This window comes from Brasilonema sennae CENA114, from assembly GCF_006968745.1.
Lineage (GTDB): Bacteria > Cyanobacteriota > Cyanobacteriia > Cyanobacteriales > Nostocaceae > Brasilonema > Brasilonema sennae.
Genome location: NZ_CP030118.1, coordinates 2,420,822 through 2,434,217 on the forward strand (window position 1 = coordinate 2,420,822; position 13,396 = coordinate 2,434,217).

The 13,396-nt window shown below is 42.9% G+C and carries 11 protein-coding genes; 5 read left to right on the top strand and 6 right to left on the bottom strand.

The features are described from left to right. Positions 1 to 9 precede the first annotated feature (9 nt). The 6 genes from DP114_RS10285 to DP114_RS10310 form a co-directional block, all read right to left on the bottom strand. Complete coding sequence (locus DP114_RS10285; protein ID WP_169263427.1) at positions 10 to 699, bottom strand: response regulator; 690 nt, start codon at positions 697 to 699, stop codon at positions 10 to 12. A 66-nt stretch (positions 700 to 765) separates the two neighbouring features. Then, positions 766 to 1,875: a sensor histidine kinase gene (locus tag DP114_RS10290; protein WP_169263426.1), complete on the bottom strand. Its 1,110-nt coding sequence runs from the start codon at positions 1,873 to 1,875 to the stop codon at positions 766 to 768. Between the two features lie 185 nt (positions 1,876 to 2,060). After that, complete coding sequence (locus DP114_RS10295; protein ID WP_169263425.1) at positions 2,061 to 2,300, bottom strand: hypothetical protein; 240 nt, start codon at positions 2,298 to 2,300, stop codon at positions 2,061 to 2,063. A 93-nt stretch (positions 2,301 to 2,393) separates the two neighbouring features. Further along, entirely contained in the window at positions 2,394 to 5,072 is a 2,679-nt protein-coding gene (locus DP114_RS10300; RefSeq protein ID WP_171978155.1) for a tetratricopeptide repeat protein, read from the bottom strand. Positions 5,073 to 5,158: 86 nt separating this feature from the next. Continuing rightward, positions 5,159 to 5,728 (bottom strand): SEFIR domain-containing protein, encoded by a 570-nt coding sequence (locus DP114_RS10305; RefSeq protein ID WP_211178628.1) that lies wholly within the window; start codon positions 5,726 to 5,728, stop codon positions 5,159 to 5,161. A gap of 55 nt (positions 5,729 to 5,783) precedes the next feature. Further along, complete coding sequence (locus tag DP114_RS10310; protein ID WP_171976036.1) at positions 5,784 to 6,041, bottom strand: hypothetical protein; 258 nt, start codon at positions 6,039 to 6,041, stop codon at positions 5,784 to 5,786. Positions 6,042 to 6,539: 498 nt separating this feature from the next. Between DP114_RS10310 and kdpA the strand changes: the two genes are divergently transcribed. The 5 genes from kdpA to DP114_RS10335 all read left to right on the top strand — a co-directional run bounded on the left by kdpA (position 6,540) and on the right by DP114_RS10335 (position 13,378). Continuing rightward, positions 6,540 to 8,252, top strand: coding sequence for a potassium-transporting ATPase subunit KdpA (kdpA, locus tag DP114_RS10315; protein ID WP_171976037.1), 1,713 nt, complete (start codon positions 6,540 to 6,542; stop codon positions 8,250 to 8,252). Positions 8,253 to 8,886: 634 nt separating this feature from the next. Then, positions 8,887 to 10,983 carry a potassium-transporting ATPase subunit KdpB gene (kdpB, locus tag DP114_RS10320; RefSeq protein ID WP_171976038.1) on the top strand — a complete coding sequence of 699 codons (2,097 nt, stop codon included), beginning with the start codon at positions 8,887 to 8,889 and terminating at the stop codon, positions 10,981 to 10,983. A gap of 102 nt (positions 10,984 to 11,085) precedes the next feature. Next, positions 11,086 to 11,334, top strand: a complete 249-nt coding sequence (locus tag DP114_RS10325) for a potassium-transporting ATPase subunit F (RefSeq protein WP_246163099.1) — start codon at positions 11,086 to 11,088, stop codon at positions 11,332 to 11,334. 197 nt (positions 11,335 to 11,531) lie between these two features. Further along, entirely contained in the window at positions 11,532 to 12,137 is a 606-nt protein-coding gene (gene kdpC, locus DP114_RS10330; RefSeq protein ID WP_169266798.1) for a K(+)-transporting ATPase subunit C, read from the top strand. Positions 12,138 to 12,211: 74 nt separating this feature from the next. Beyond that, positions 12,212 to 13,378, top strand: coding sequence for a sensor histidine kinase KdpD (locus tag DP114_RS10335; RefSeq protein ID WP_171976039.1), 1,167 nt, complete (start codon positions 12,212 to 12,214; stop codon positions 13,376 to 13,378). The last annotated feature ends 18 nt before the right edge of the window (positions 13,379 to 13,396 follow it).

Below are 13,396 nucleotides of genomic sequence, written 5' to 3' on the forward strand. Positions count from 1 at the left end.
TGATAACTGTTACGAATTGCGCAGCAATTCTTTTGCTACTAATCCTTTCTGTATAGCCAATATTGCGGCTTGAGTGCGATCGCGTACTTCTAACTTGTGCAAAATCGCATGGACATGAACCCGTACTGTACCAGAAGCAATATAGAGAATTTCTGCTATTTCTTGATTGCTTTTACCAGCAGCCACTAGTGCCAGAATTTCTTGCTCGCGCTTGGTTAAGGGATTATCTGCTGGTTGCTTATTTTGTATGGGCGCTGCTGTATTGTTTGCGCCAAAAGCGGCTCGAATTTCTGTGGTTGCTGTTTGATCCCACCAAGAAGCGCCTGCTGCTACCGAACGCAGTGCCAATATTAAAGACTCTGGTGGGATTCCTTTGAGACAGTAACCTTGCGCCCCTGCTTCAATTAACCGCGCAATCAAAGGTTTTTCCGAACGAGATGTTAAAACTAAAATTGGTAAATCTGGGTGCTGCTGCTTGATTTGACGACAAGCTTCTATTCCACCAATCCCTGGTAAACCAACGTCTAGCAAAACCAAATCCAGCAGATAACGATTAGCTAGTTCTACAGCTTGCTCACCATCTTCTGCCTCAGCTACGATTTCTATACCCGTCTCCTGTTGTAACCGCATTCGCAAACCCAAGCGAAACAGTTCATCATCCTCAACGAGTAATATCTTCACTACCGCACCTGGTTTCATTTTTAGTTATTGGTTCACAAGTCAGCCATTCACGAGAAAATCTCACAAACCTTGCCATACCTCGCCCTATTTATCCCCTGGTGGCGGACACACAGGCAGTCGAAACCCAAATATTGCCCCTTTGCTTGCACGACTCTCTGCCCAAATTATACCGCCATGTGCTTCAATAATTTGGCGAGATAAATACAATCCTAGCCCTGAACCTACAAACAGGCGATCGCCATGTCCTTGATAAAATCTCTCAAACAGGTAAGGTAGTTCTTCTTGTGTTATCCCACAACCATTGTCAGAAATCTTCACAATTTGATCAATAGCAGAAGTCTCCAGCACGACTTCCACTTTTCCACCACGGGGAGTATGGTTAATACCATTAATTAAAAGATTGGAGAAAACTCGCCCAAGTTGCAAATAATCGCCATTAACCCACAATGAGCGGCGAAAATCTGATTCTCCATAATTAAGACAGACACAAATCTGACGTGATCTTGCGATTTCAGTTAGGGTGGCGATCGCCTCCTCTGCTACTGTGACTAAATTCACTGGCGATCGCTGAAGTTTCAGCCCTTCAGTGTCGATGCGGTATACATCCAACAAAGTTTCTACAAGCTGCAACGTGGTGCGGTGAGAACGAGTCATTGTTTGTATGATACGCTCTTGCATCGGTGTAACTGAACCAAATTGCCCTTCTTCAAACGATTTCAACGTTTGAATTGCTCCTAGTAGGGGTGTTTTTAAGTCATGAGTTAAGGTAGAAACAAAATCTTCCCGCATCTGCGCTAGCTGTTGTTGAGAGCGTAACTGTGTTTGCGCGTAAGCAATAGCTTCCTTATTGCGGTGGTTACGTTCGCTTAAGTAACCTGTTACAACCAATGCAATTACAGCAATTAACCGATTTGCTACCGTTGGCGGATGAACCGTTTCTACTCCAGGGATAAACAAATTCAACAGCGTTAATCCGGTAGCCGCTAGCGTCACGCCAAGCACTGCGGTACGACTTAGGCGGGAACTCGCCAACAAAATCGTTCCGGTGTAGAGGTAGCCAAATACATACTCAGGCGGCGTTAGGTATTCCAGCGCTATAACTATGGCAAATCCACTGATGATCAACCAGTAAATCAGTCCTCGTTCATTCCTGGTTAAGATATTTTGTTTGATTTTCAACAAATAAGACCACATTGTCAGGTTTTATAGCGTCAATACTCTGTTTTTTATTTTCGTACAACCAGAGTTGTTGACGATAGACTTCTGCAACTATGATTTGGAATGGGTGGTTTATTTACGCCTTAGTGTACTAGTTATTTCTTCCGATTTTTATCAGGGAAAGGCATCCGACTCACAGCATAATCTGAGTTACAACCAAATTAATCAAACTTATCATAATCTTCTGGTTCTACATCAGGGACTTTATTTAAAACTTGTTGAAATTTCTCCCAACTCCCACGTTGAACTTTTTCTTCTAAATAATCTTTCGTCATCCAAGCCGAAACTTGTGCAGAGAGAGCAACAGCGACAAGTTGTTCAATTGATATATTTTCTCTTGTTGCCAAAGTTTCTATTTGTTTATACAAAGACTGAGGAATTTGTACATTTAAATTAGTCATGCGATCGCTCCCAATTCTTGAAGCACTCTTTAGAATTTGTTGTTACCACCGCCAAAGGCGAACGACAAAAGAAACGACTTTTACTAACCAAGACTAGCGATTATCATGCAAAGATTTTAAACTTTTACGGATACTGATTGTGTGGGGATGATTTTCCTCTAAACTGTGTTCAGCAATTTCCAATGCTTTGAGAAGAAGTGGTTCCGCTTCAGTGAACCGTCCTTGGGATTCGTAGAGTAGAGCCAAATTATTGTAACTAGTGGCGACATCGGGATGCTCTTCTCCTAAGAGACGTTGCTGCAGTTCCAAAGCTTTTTTGTACAACGGTTCCGCTTCAGTGTACCGTCCTTGGGATTCGTAGAGTAGAGCCAAATTATTGTAACTAGTGGCGACATCGGGATGCTCTTCTCCTAAGAGACGTTGCTGCAGTTCCAAAGCTTTTTTGTACAACGGTTCCGCTTCAGTGTACCGTCCTTGGGATTCGTAGAGTAGAGCCAAATTATTGTAACTAGTGGCGACATCGGGATGCTCTTCTCCTAAGAGACGTTGCTGCAGTTCCAAAGCTTTTTTGTACAACGGTTCCGCTTCAGTGTACCGTCCTTGGGATTCGTAGAGTAGAGCCAAATTATTGTAACTAGTGGCGACATCGGGATGCTCTTCTCCTAAGAGACGTTGCTGCAGTTCCAAAGCTTTTTTGTACAACGGTTCCGCTTCAGTGTACCGTCCTTGGGATTCGTAGAGTAGAGCCAAATTATTGTAACTAGTGGCGACATCGGGATGCTCTTCTCCTAAGAGACGTTGCTGCAGTTCCAAAGCTTTTTTGTACAACGGTTCCGCTTCAGTGTACCGTCCTTGGGATTCGTAGAGTAGAGCCAAATTATTGTAACTAGTGGCGACATCGGGATGCTCTTCTCCTAAGAGACGTTGCTGCAGTTCCAAAGCTTTTTTGCACAACGGTTCCGCTTCAGTGTACCGTCCTTGGGATTCGTAGAGTAGAGCCAAATCGTTGTAACTAGTGGCGACAGAGGGATGCTCTTCTCCTAAGAGACGTTGCCTGAGTTCCAAAGCTTTTTTGATCAACGGTTCTGCTTCAGTGTACCGTCCTTGGGATTCGTAGAGTCCTGCCAAATTGTTGTAACTAGTGGCGACATCCGGATGCTCTTCTCCTAACAGACGTTGGAACAGTTCCGAAGCTTTTTTGTACAACGGTTCCGCTTCAGAGTACCGTCCTTGGGATTTGTAGAGATAAGCCAAATTGTTGTAACTACTGGCGACATCGGGATGCTCATCTCCCAACAGGCGTTGCCTGAGTTCCAATGCTTTTTTGTAGAATGGTTCCGCTTCAGTGTACCGCCCTTGGGATTTGTAGAGTGATGCCAAATTGTTGTAACTAGTGGCGACAGAGGGATGCTCATCTCCCAACAGGCGTTGCCTGAGTTCCAATGCTTTTTTGTACAACGGTTCTGCTTCAGTGTACCGTCCTTGGGATTTGTAGAGTGATGCCAAATTGTTGTAACTAGTGGCGACATCCGGATGCTCTTCTCCCAAACGGGATTGGACGACTGATACACATTGCTCTAACCACGGTTTCGCCAACGCATACAAACCCTGTCCTGAATAAAATCTACCCAAGCCAGTAAAAACCCAAGGTAAATTTTCATCACTGACTGCATCAATCAGATTTTGTGCGACTTCTGCTAAGTGTGGAATAGCAGGAGTTAAAGCAGTGATTTCGTTCAGATTAGGTGTTTGAGGAATTTCTTTCGCCACTTCTACCATTGCTTGGCAAAAACTAGACTTATGCTCGTCGCCTGAAGCTAAGTTCTTTTGCTTGTCTCTCAGAAACTCTCGAATCAACTGATGTAACACATAAGTATCTTCGCCCGTAAGCAAGTGCAAGTTTTCTAATTCTACTCTTGCATCTTCCAGTTCTTCTGCATCAAGATCCGCAGCCGCACGTTCCACCAGTAACCAAGGAATCCCAGCTAAAGCAAACAAACTTAGTAAACAGCCTAATTGTTGAGCAGACTCACTTAATTCGGACCAACTCAATTCAAAAGCAGCCGCTACTCCACGTTTGATATCTAGAGTCCAAGTGGGATCATTTTCTTTTACTTCTAAAGAAGGATGCCTTAGCCCTTTTTCCTCTAAGCGTCGCAGCATTTCTGTCAAGGATATTTTACGTTTTTTTACATACCGCCCGACTAATTGCAACGCCAGAGGTAAGTAGCCTAAACGCTGAACGAGTTCTTTTGCTTTTATGGATTCTTGGGTGACCTTTTGTTCCCCAACCAATTGAGTCAATAATAAGAGTGCATCATCCTCTTGCAAAACTTCCAAAAACAAAGAACCTGCTAAATCTAACTTGAGTCGTGTTGTTATCAGTACTTTAAACTGGGATGGTTGTGGTGGTAGTAATGGTTTTATCAGACTGTAATCTTTAACATCATCCACAACCACAAGCGTGTCTCCCTTGTGCTGCCAATGTTGCCAACACCAGCGTACTCGTTCTGGTAACTCCAAATCTTCTGGCGGCTGCAAGCCCAAATCTGTTCGAGCAAATTGTATTATCTGTAAACCAATATCTTCTTCTCTTGCGCGTAGCCAGCAAATACCACCAGGATAAGTGTGCAACTGTAAATGTAGCAGTGAATGCTGGATTGCTAATTCTGTTTTACCAACTCCCCCCATACCTTCAACAGCTGCAATGACGACTTCATTATTGCGTTGTAACTGTTGGTGGAGGCGTTCTAATTCACGCGATCGTCCGATAAACTTATCTGTATTACTGGGGGGAATATTTTGGGGTATCTTTCGTGCTTGAAATTCCCTCTGCCCCTCTGAACTTGCACCGGAGTTTAGAGGGGCTGGTGAGGGTTTGCGGTTTTATGGCGTTCACGAAGTGGTAACTCTCGCCGTTTGCCAAGTTCTGTTATTGGAGTACTATGTTGCTTTGTAAGAAGGCGGTAAAGTTCTAAATACCCTTCCTCTCCTTCCTTTGTGACGTCGATAAGATAATGCCTGTAAGAACGAAGTGTTATAGGGATATGCTTTGCGTCTTGCGAAGAAAACACAACAGGGATAAACTTGGTATTCCTTCTTTGAGCATCATAAAGTTGTTGGGTGATAATAGCTCCTTCCCATGTCACACCTAAACCTTTACCAGGTTCTTCCTTACCCCGAAATCGTCGATTGTATGTCTCAGTGCAAACTACAAGCACAAAATCAGCCCATTCCACCTGATTCTCCATCCAGCGTTGCCAACCTTCAGGTGGAAATTGTACATACTCGTCAATCTGACTATCAACCCCCTCATCGCGTAGACGATCCGATAATGTCAGTATGCGATCGTTATGTTCATCTGACTCCCTGCTATAGCTAATGAAAACTTTTGGCTGCGAATTGTCAGAGGGTTTGCGACCAAACATACTAGCTTTCCTTAGTAGTGGTATTACTATGATGCACAGACATACTAGTTCTTCATCAGGAATAGCATATATTCCAGACATTTATCCACGAAAGGCTTTTGAGTAGAATGCCTTCTGTATAGATTTTGTCCGAATATATACAGTAAGAGTTACCACTCCCCCACAACACGAGTAAACAATACTGGCTCAGAAAACTTTCCATAACCAGATTATCTTGTCCATCCCCCACATCCAAACCCAGCCGCCAGATATCACTCGTCGCCAAATCATCCCAATATTGGGGGTTAGCATTATAGCGATCGCGAGCTTGCAAAAGCCATGACTTCGGAAGAATACCATCAGTATCATCCGTCGGGAACTGCGCTTCTACACGAGAATGGGATGCTCCCAGGAATTTAAATATTTGGAATGCTCCCTATATACACTTGCTTTTACCGATGTCATGTATAGAATAGTTATGACAAATAATGAATTGCTGACAACGCCATAAATATGAAATCTCTTAAAAAAGAATAAAGAAATAATATGTTGTGCTAAGGTTGGACACAACAAAACCAATTCAAAATTCAAAATTCAAAATTCAAAATGAATAAAGCCAGACGTAACAGGGGTTTTGAAGTGTGTATCTATCGCATTATTTTTTTATTGGTAAACTTTTCAAACAGTTATCAGTGAACAGTTTTTACTGTTTACTGATAACTGATAACTCGTAACTTATAAAGAATAAAATTGTTCAGCTATCAATCAATAGCTGAACAATTTTAAAATGCAAAGAATTTAACAATATCCATCTACAATTTTGGCTAGGTAAATGGGACAAGGATTTTTTCAAATTGGGGTAACGTTGTGTATTGTTGTAATAGTAATCACTCCACTATTAGGCAGATACATGGCGCGTGTGTTTTTGGGACAAAAAACGCTGCTGGACTCAATAATGAAACCTGTAGAGGGAATGATTTATAAATTGGCAGATACATCAACCGAAGATGACATGAGGGGTTGGCAGTATGCCAGAGCACTACTTTGCAGCAACATGCTCATGGGTGTTATGGTGTTTGTGCTCATATGTCTTCAGAAAATCTTACCTTGGAATCCTCAGGGATTAGCTGCTCCTAAATGGGACATCACGCTGCACACGACCATTTCATTTTTGACAAACACCGATCAGCAACACTACTCTGGTGAAACAACCTTAAGTTATTTTAGCCAAACAGCAGCTTTAACTTTTTTGATGTTTACTTCAGCCGCAACTGGGTTAGCTGTTGGAATTGCGTTCATCAGAGGTTTGACAGGTAAACGACTGGGAAATTTCTATGTTGATCTGACTCGTTCCATAACGCGCATATTGCTGCCAATTTCGATTGTAGGTGCGATCGCACTACTAGCCCTAGGCGTACCACAAACCTTAGATGGATCTTTGAAATTGACAACATTGGAAGGAGCAACGCAGTATATAGCCAGAGGTCCTGTTGCTTCTTTTGAAATCATCAAACAATTGGGAGAGAATGGTGGTGGTTTTTTTAATGCCAATTCTGCTCATCCGTATGAAAATCCTAGCAGTATTTCTAACCTCATAGAAATCATTGCCATGATTTGCATACCAGCGGCGTTGATCCACACCTATGGCATTTTTGCCAATAACGCCAAGCAAGCAAGGCTACTTTATTGGATGGTATTTGCCATCTATGGAGTTTTGATTGGTGTCACAGCGATTGGTGAGTATCAAGGAAATCCGATTATTGATAATGCCTTGGGATTAGAATTGCCTAATTTAGAGGGGAAGGAAGTCAGGTTTGGCTGGGCACAAACGGCGTTGTGGGCAATAACGACAACTGGAACTATGACTGGTTCTGTAAACGGGATGCATGATTCCTTGATGCCTCAAGGACTTTTTTCTACCTTATTGAATATGTTTTTACAGATAGTTTGGGGCGGACAAGGAACTGGAACCGCTTACTTATTTATTTATTCAATTCTCAGCGTATTTCTCACAGGACTGATGGTGGGACGGACTCCAGAGTTTTTAGGACGCAAAATTGAAAAAAAAGAAATTGTCCTTGCCAGTGTTGTGCTGCTGGTTCATCCAATTGCTGTATTGCTCCCCAGTGCCATTAGCTTAGCTTTTCCAAATACCTTAGCATTTTTCATTCCACCGCCGGGATATACGAAATCCCCAGAATTTCACAACATCTCCCGAGTGATTTACGAATACGCTTCAGCTAGTGCTAACAATGGTTCTGGCTTGCAGGGATTGGGAAATAGCACTTTGTGGTGGAATTTAAGTACTTGTTTTAGCCTTCTGATGGGAAGATACATACCAATTATTGCCATTTTGCTTTTAGCACAGAGCATGGCAGGCAAACTACCAGTACCCGAAACTCCAGGCACCCTCAGAACTGACTCTACATTATTTACTGCCATTACAGCTGGAATCATTTTGATTTTAGGTCTGTTGACATTCTTCCCCGTTTTAGCTTTAGGGCCGATCGCCGAAGGTATTAAACTTGCCAGCCCCATAAAATAATCTTTTACAGCGGTTTTTATATGAATAGACCACAAATCGTAGGGGAGCCAGTGCGTTGGACGGGTTTCCCGGCTTGAAGCATCTGGCGTTGGGCATTGCTCATAAAAGCTTATGTGATAGACATTTGAGATATTGGTTCGCAGTCCGTTGCGGGGGTTCCCCCCGTTGTTCGCGCAGCGTCTCCGGAGGAGATAGGAACTGCGTTCGCGTAGCGTCTCCGCAGGAGATACCCGGAGGGTGAGCAATGCCCACCTTACAGAAAACCGCTGTAAAGTGCGTATCCGTAAGGACATATTTAGGACTTATACTAAGTTGCGTTCAAAGAAATAATTTCAGAAACCAACCACAAAGACGAGCCAGCGCGAATGACGGCTCTCCAACGCCAGATACCTGGCTGTCGGGAAACCCTCCCGCAGTACTGGCTCCTCCGTAGGCGTCTGGCGTCCCAAAGAGCGCTAAGGAAGAAAAAAGAAGATTACCTGTATGAATGCAACTTGGTATTACGCACGAGTTACGAAAAAACAAGATTGTGAGATTGCTTCCTTACGTCGCAATGACACAACTACGTTTACCTTGCATAAGTCCTGATATTTTGAACTTTGAATTTTGAACTTTGAATTTTTAATTCCCTCTCATGGACACCACAAATCCTTCTTATTCTCCTCGCAAAAGCGATCGCCGCCAAGCAGGTAAACAATCGCGAGTCAGCACCACAGGACTTTACCTCAGAGCGATCAAAGATGCTTTTGTCAAGCTCAATCCTAAATACGCGATTAAAAACCCCGTGATGTTCTTGGTTTGGGTTGGTACAATTATCACTTTAGTAGCTACTATCAACCCTTATTTGTTTGGTCCAGTTCGAGGCAAGAATCTACAACTTTTCAACGGATTGATTACAGGAATTTTGTTCTTCACCGTTTTATTTGCCAACTTTGCGGAAGCTGTCGCAGAGGGACGCGGTAAAGCGCAAGCTGATGCTTTAAGGACAACCAAGTCAGAAACCATTGCCAAAAAACTTCTCTCTGATGGTTCAGTTAGTGAAGTTTCTTCCACCAGCTTGCGGATAGGCGATACAGTGTATGTGGCTGCTGGTGATGTGATCCCCGCTGATGGGGAAGTGATTATGGGTGTCGCTAGTGTGGATGAGTCTGCAATTACTGGGGAATCTGCACCAGTCCTGAAGGAAACAGGTTCAGATGTGGCGAGTTCTGTAACTGGCGGTACGCGAATTCTCTCTGATGAACTTATTATCCGTATCACTGTAGATCCAGGCAAGGGGTTTATCGACCGCATGATTGCTTTGGTGGAAGGGGCAGAACGCACAAAAACACCGAATGAGATTGCTTTGACGGTGTTACTAGCGGTTCTCACCTTGGTGTTTCTTTTTGTTGTGGTGACTTTGCCTGCGATCGCCAGCTATGTTGGAAGTCCAATTAGTGTGGTAGTATTAGTTGCCTTGTTAGTTGCTTTAATTCCCACAACAATTGGGGGATTACTGAGTGCGATCGGCATTGCTGGTATGGATCGAGTTGCCCAGTTTAACGTTATTGCCACATCAGGACGAGCAGTAGAAGCCTGCGGTGATGTCAATACTTTGGTGCTTGATAAAACAGGTACAATCACTCTTGGTAATCGTTTGGCAGAAGGGTTTATCCCCATCAACAGGTATTCCATAGAGCAAGTTGCCAATGTTGCTTTAGCAGCAAGTATTTTTGACAATACACCAGAAGGGAAATCAATTGTTCGACTGGCAGAAAAATTAGGGGCTACCATTGATTTTGACCGTAACAGGGCTGAAGCTATAGAGTTTTCAGCAAAAACTCGTATGAGTGGCACAAACTTACCCAATGGTAGCCAAGTGCGTAAGGGTGCAGTGTCGGCAATTAAGGGATTTGTCCGTTCTCGCAATCAACAAGATACGCCGACGCCGGTACTCGATGCAGCATATGAAAAAATTTCAAAACTGGGAGGAACACCCTTAGCAGTAGCCCTTGATAGTGAAATTTACGGCGTTATTTATCTTAAGGATATTATCAAACCAGGTATCCGTGAACGTTTTGAGCAGTTGCGGCGAATGGGAGTGCGTACCGTCATGCTGACTGGAGACAACCGCATAACTGCGTCTGTGATTGCGGGGGAAGCTGGAGTTGATGACTTTATTGCCGAAGCCACCCCAGAAGATAAAATCTCTGTGATTAAGCGCGAACAAGCGGCGGGCAAACTGGTGGCGATGACGGGTGACGGTACTAACGATGCACCCGCACTAGCGCAAGCAAATGTCGGAGTAGCAATGAATACTGGTACCCAGGCAGCAAAAGAAGCAGCCAATATGGTGGATTTGGACTCTGATCCCACAAAGCTGATTGATATTGTTGCTATTGGAAAACAACTGCTGATTACTCGCGGTGCTTTGACGACGTTTTCTATTGCCAATGATATTGCCAAGTATTTTGCAATTATCCCAGTGTTGTTTACCTCAGCTAATTTGGGAAGTTTAAATATCATGAAGTTAACGAGTACCAATTCTGCTGTACTGTCGGCTTTGATTTACAATGCTTTGATTATTCCAGCTTTGATTCCTTTGGCACTAACAGGTGTAAAATTTCAACCTTTGACGGCTAATCAGCTTTTGCAACGAAATATTTTTATGTATGGTTTGGGAGGTGTGATTGCGCCGTTTATCGCAATTAAGTTGATTGATTTGTTGATTACTCTGGCGGGATTGGCTTAGAAAATAAGTTGCACCAAGCGCAGACAAATCAGAGGAAAATACTCAAACCAAATCATCTATCCAGTAAGTTTTTCTTAAGGAAAGTGGCTGAGGCGATTTCTTTTGTCTGGTTGCGATACGCGTAGCGTCAAGCCTTTGGCTTATCGCTCTTTAGGAGCATCGCGCTCTCAAAAGTTGCCTCTCGCTATTTTTGTCGCGCTGTGCCTCAATTTGCTGATTGCCCCTATAGTGTATGCTGCTGACAGCACTTTGGAACGCTTTTCTGGTTGGGCAATTGGTGTTTTGGGATTAGTAACACTAGCAATTATCATTTATTTGTCTATTGTCGTTTTTCAGCCAGAACGCTTTTAATTAGGTAATATAGGATTCTTCTTTGATTTTTGCGAAACTAGGTACACTTTTATCAGTTACCAGTTACCAGTTACCAGTTACCAGTGATCAATTGTTCCCTGTTCCCTAGCTCAACTAGTAAATTCATAAACAAAACCGGATTCCTAGACAATTTTGTTACTCATAACAGTAAATTTTCGAGGGCGTTGTAGTTTGATATGTCTATTTATAAAGAAATTAGTAAAGCGATTCGCATCACCTTCATCTTATGGTTATTAACGGCTATTATCTATCCTTTATTTATACTTTTCGTCGCTCAAGTTCCCTTTCTTAAAGACAAAGCTGAAGGGAGCATAGTGTTAAATATCAAGGGAGAAATCATTGGTTCAGCTTTGATTGGTCAACAATTCAGATCTGACCAGTATTTCCACAGTCGCCCTAGTACAATTAGATATAGCCAAGGAAAGCAAGGCAATCCTACTGGCGTCTCTGGAGCTAGCAATCTCGCACCTAGCAGTCCAAAATTGCTACAGCGAATTGTAGAAGAAGCAAATCTACTGAAAGATGAAGAAATTCAACCTACTGCTGATTTAATTTACACATCTGGTTCAGGTTTAGATCCGCATATCTCTATCAAAGCAGTACGGCAGCAGTTGGATAGAGTGGCTCGTGCCCGTAAACTCAGACCAGATGAGATACTTCCTTTTATAAATAAGTATACAGAGGGAAGATTTTTAGGTATTTTTGGTGAGCCAGGAGTTAATGTTCTAAAATTAAATTATGCTTTGGATTTAGATGAGTTTAACCGTCAACAAAATAGATAAGTAGTTATTAGTCATTGTTTCTTGACTTGTGATTTTCACTTTTTAAATACTCTCAGGATTTATCACACCACCAGATGTTTGATAATACTCAAACAGCACAAGCCGGGGCTATGCCTGCAACCTTTCCTGCTAGCATAAGTCCAGCAAGACGAGGTAAGCATAAAATTTACATAGGTATGGCACCCGGAGTAGGCAAAACCTACCGGATGCTAGAAGAAGCTCATGCACTCAAAGACGAAGGAATTGATGTTGTTATTGGGCTTTTAGAAACCCACGGACGCAAAGAAACAGCCCAAAAGGCAAATGGGTTAGAGATGATACCCCGTAAGGAAATTCCTCGCGGTGGGTTAACTCTAACAGAAATGGATACGAATGCGATCATTGCTCGCTCACCTCAACTGGCATTGATTGATGAATTAGCACATACAAATGTCCCAGATTCCCTACGAGAAAAACGCTACCAAGACGTAGAAATCATTTTGGCAGGAGGTATTGATGTCTACTCCACAATGAATATTCAGCATTTGGAGAGTCTCAATGATTTGGTAGCACGGATTACTGGTGTGGTTGTGCGAGAACGGGTTCCTGACCGTATTTTAGAAGAAGCGGATGAGGTGGTAGTAATAGATGTTACACCAGAAACACTGCAAGAACGCTTGTTAGAAGGCAAGATTTACGCGCCGCAAAAAATTCAACAATCACTGGATAACTTTTTCCAACGCCGTAACCTGATTGCCTTACGAGAGTTAGCACTGCGGGAAGTCGCAGATAACGTTGAGGAAGATGCCGTTGCTTCTACTCCACAAGGTCAATTCTGTAACATTCATGAACGAGTTTTGGTGTGCGTGTCCACTTATCCCAACTCAATCCAACTGTTACGTCGAGGAGCAAGAATTGCGAGTTACATGAGTGCTCCTCTATTTACCATATATATTTCTCATCCAGAGCGCTTCCTGACTAAGGAGGAAAGTTTGTACATCGAAACTTGTGAAAAACTTTGCAAAGAATTTGATGGTACATTCATTCGTACCACTGGCACTGATGTAGCCAAGGCGATCGCACAAATTGCTGAACAATACCGGATCACTCAAATTGTGATTGGGGCAAGTCAGCGATCGCGCTGGCAAATTCTCTTTAAAGGCGCTTTAACCCATAAATTGCTACGATTACTGAAAAATGTTGATTTACATATTATTTCCGCCGAAAAAAGTAATACTCCTACTCGTTCGGCAATTGATTGATTTAAAATGGTAACCGCT